Genomic DNA, 3049 nt, shown 5'->3' on the forward strand with positions numbered 1-3049 from the left:
GATCACCCCGAGGCCGTTCCGCTGTCCGCCGAACGGCGAAACCCCCGGTCAACTCAACGAGCCGACCGAGAGCGGAGGATAAATCTCAAGCTCAGAAGCTGTGTCACATCCTCTTTTCGCAGGTCACGGGGACATGAAGGGCAGTAGTGCGCTTGCCGTTCGGTTGGGCGTCGATGGTTGCTGTTCCGAACGGCAGCGGCAGCGCGTTGGTCTTTCAGGCGGATGCGAGGGTGACCGTCGACGCTTCAGCCTGGCGGCGGGGGCGGGCCAGGCGGCGGGACATGAGCGTGATGAACGCCCACTGGATGTGGGCTTCGGCGTGGGACATCAGGCGTTCGTAGTCCCTCACGTTGCGCCGGGCCCGCACCGTCCACGAGTTGCTTCGTTCCACCACCCACCTCTTTGGCAGCAGAACGAAGCCCTTGGCGTCCTTGGGGCGGGGGACGACCTTGATCGTGATGCCCAGCGTGTCCTGGGCCCAGGTGCTGAACTCCTCGCCTCCGTAGCCGTTGTCTGCCCAGACCAGGACGATTTCTGGGTGTTCGACGTGGAGGCGGGTGAGCAGGATGCGGGCTGCGTCGCGGTCCGGGACGTCGGCGGGCGTGACGAGCAGGTCGACGAGCAGGCCGTCCTGGTCGACGAGAAGATGCCGCTTCCGCCCATTTATATGCTTGTTCGCGTCGTACCCGCGCGTCGCGTTCGAGACCGTCTCCGCTCCTTTGACGGACTGGGAGTCCACGATCACCCGGACCGGCCAGGGACAGCGTCGGCGGCGCAGCCGTAGTCGTCGGCGGAGCTGATCGAGGATCGTCTTGAGTGCGCCGGGGGATGCCGAAGTCGGCGGGCAGCGCGCCATTTGGCCCCGTTGTCGGTGATGTAGCGGATGGCATCGACGATGCGGCGCCGGGGCCATTTCTCCGGGGCGCCGCTCTTCGGGGTCTGGCAGGCGGGAGTCGGGAGGAGGGCCTTGAGCAGGGCCCATTCGAGGTCGCTGGTGTCGGAGGGGTAGTGGTAGCGGGGCAGCAGCATGACGGTGCCGGGCCGCGACCGGTAAATGGGGCCAACTGCTGGGCGATCGCGGCCCGTTGCCTGTCTTCCGTCGGTTCACTCCAGGTTGGCCAGGAGCTGAAGGGTGGACTCGATCGCCCCCATCTGTGCCATGACCGTGCGGACGTAGGGGTCGTCGGGGGTCTTCTTCTGGTGCGGGAGGAGGGTCCCGGCGATGAAGTTCTCCACCCGGTGGTGGACGGTCGCGAAGAACGCCCGTTCGTAGCCGATCCACACCTCCGGCGCGTCGTCCAGGAGCCGGTATCCCCACTTCCTGTCCCAGGTCACGGGCGGCAGGCCCTTCGCGGCAGCGACCTTGCGCAGATGCGCGAGCCCGGTGTGGAGCTGCGCGCGGATGCGTTCGGTGGCGGCCATCAGCTGGGCGATGGTCAGGCCGGCGGGGCGGGCTTCCTGAAGAGCGTTGAGGATCGCTTCGGCGTGGACGTGAGCGGGGACCCCCCGCCCCAGCGCCTACTCACCCGAGCCCTTCAGCAGCTTTTCCAGCCGCTCGTCGAGGTCGACCTCGCCGCGCATGGCGGCGTTCTCGATTCAGTCGGCCGCGGCGCGTACCCGCGCAAGACCCCGGCCAGTGGTGTCGCGTTCGGCGCCGTCGTAGTGCTCGCCGCGGAGGTTCGGCACGATCCTGCCGGCCGTGGTGACGAACTGCGCGCAGGCCGCGACCAGGTCCATGAACTGGGCGCTGTGCTCCATGCGCTGCAGCTGCGGGGCCGCCTCCTCCTGCACGAACTGGGCTTGCTGGCGGAACCGGTCGAACTGGGCTTCGTTCACTGCATGCCGGGCGGTGTCGTCGGCCATCGCCTTCGAGGCGACCGCCGGACGGCGCAGGAAGTCGGTGGTCACCACCGCGTCGTCGGCGGCCAGGTCGTGAATCGCCTCCACCTTCTCCTGCACGCTCTCCGGGGAGTCGACCTTCCAGCCCACCACCCGCTTCGCGCTGTCGTGCGTCCACCTCGACTGTCCGCCGCGCGGGCTGGGCGGGGGGTTGGTGACCGTGTCGAACCGCTCCTGCTCATCCGGGATACTGGCCAGGACCTTGTGGATCGTGTGCGAGACGTCCGCCCGCCGGCGCTCCTTCGGCCGGCGCGAGGACACTCACCGGTAGCCCCGGACCGTCGTGTAAGCCAGTCCGACGTCCTCGGCGAACATCCGGATGGCCTCGCTGACAGTGAACAAGTCGTCCCGTCCGGACGGATTCGCACCCCCATACGGGCGCATCGGCTCGATCTCCATGGCCGCGTCACCGAGACGCCACTGGGCGCCGCTCATCGTGGCCACCCAGTCCCGCCCCAGCTTGACCAGCTCGTCGTAGCGATCCCGGGTCACACTGCCGACCATCGCGGGCATCCGGACACCACCCCAACAGGCCCGGGTGCGGCACCCTTCCATGCCGTCAACCGCCCCTGTCGACTCGTCACTTGGCACCATCCGGACGGCTCCAGGCCCCGGCCGGGGCGCACGGTCCCGGCAGTGAAGCACCATGACAGCCGCCGAATGCGCGGTCTCACAACCCGGCGTCCACCGCGCGCCGCCTGTGCCAGGCCCGTTTGCGGCAGCGGGGAGAGCAGTACGTTGCCGAGGCAGGACGTTCGACCCCGACCATCCACGACGCCCCGCACTCCGGGCAGCTGGACGTCACGCTGGCCTTCACCGCCTAGTGTCTCGTGATCCTGTTCATGTCAGTTCGAGTTGTTATTGACGAGTTTCTTCACGTTGGTCGCGACGAGTCGGACCTTCGCGAGGACCTCGCCGGAGGTCGCGGTCCAGGTGAACGGTTTCGCCGTCGTGTTCCAGGAGTTGATGTAGTCGCGGATCTGTTTGATCAGGACGTTGACGCTGGAGAACGTGCCGCGGCGGATGGATTGCCGGGTCAGGATTCCGAACCAGATCTCGTCGGGTAGGACCGCTGCATTGCTGCAGCGGTCCCCCCTCAGAACCGGCCATGCCCGTTTCCGAGCAACCGGCTCAAGCAAGCCCCATGGGC

At 67.8% G+C, this 3049-nt stretch carries 5 protein-coding genes and 1 pseudogene; all 6 read right to left on the bottom strand.

Annotated elements, in window-relative coordinates:
- Positions 1-214 precede the first annotated feature (214 nt).
- Complete coding sequence (locus ACFV9O_RS39945) at positions 215-739, bottom strand: transposase (protein WP_385427912.1); 525 nt, start codon at positions 737-739, stop codon at positions 215-217.
- Positions 740-741: 2 nt separating this feature from the next.
- Complete coding sequence (locus tag ACFV9O_RS39950; protein WP_385427915.1) at positions 742-1029, bottom strand: transposase; 288 nt, start codon at positions 1027-1029, stop codon at positions 742-744.
- Between the two features lie 75 nt (positions 1030-1104).
- Positions 1105-1422: a RacP protein gene (locus tag ACFV9O_RS39955; protein ID WP_385427918.1), complete on the bottom strand. Its 318-nt coding sequence runs from the start codon at positions 1420-1422 to the stop codon at positions 1105-1107.
- 174 nt (positions 1423-1596) lie between these two features.
- Positions 1597-2160 (bottom strand): DUF6192 family protein, encoded by a 564-nt coding sequence (locus tag ACFV9O_RS39960; RefSeq protein ID WP_385427920.1) that lies wholly within the window; start codon positions 2158-2160, stop codon positions 1597-1599.
- Positions 2161-2412: a hypothetical protein gene (locus ACFV9O_RS39965; RefSeq protein ID WP_385427921.1), complete on the bottom strand. Its 252-nt coding sequence runs from the start codon at positions 2410-2412 to the stop codon at positions 2161-2163.
- A 332-nt stretch (positions 2413-2744) separates the two neighbouring features.
- A pseudogene (locus ACFV9O_RS39970) lies at positions 2745-3049 on the bottom strand (hypothetical protein); the annotation flags it as partial.

It is taken from the genome of Streptomyces sp. NPDC059909, assembly GCF_042730885.1.
Classification (GTDB): domain Bacteria; phylum Actinomycetota; class Actinomycetes; order Streptomycetales; family Streptomycetaceae; genus Streptomyces.

Coding starts and splice junctions, on each gene's coding strand:
- ACFV9O_RS39955 (WP_385427918.1), bottom strand. CDS start 1,422: ATGGCCGCCACCGAACGCATCCGCGCGCAGCTCCACACCGGGCTCGCG.
- ACFV9O_RS39950 (WP_385427915.1), bottom strand. CDS start 1,029: ATGCTGCTGCCCCGCTACCACTACCCCTCCGACACCAGCGACCTCGAA.
- ACFV9O_RS39965 (WP_385427921.1), bottom strand. CDS start 2,412: ATGCCCGCGATGGTCGGCAGTGTGACCCGGGATCGCTACGACGAGCTG.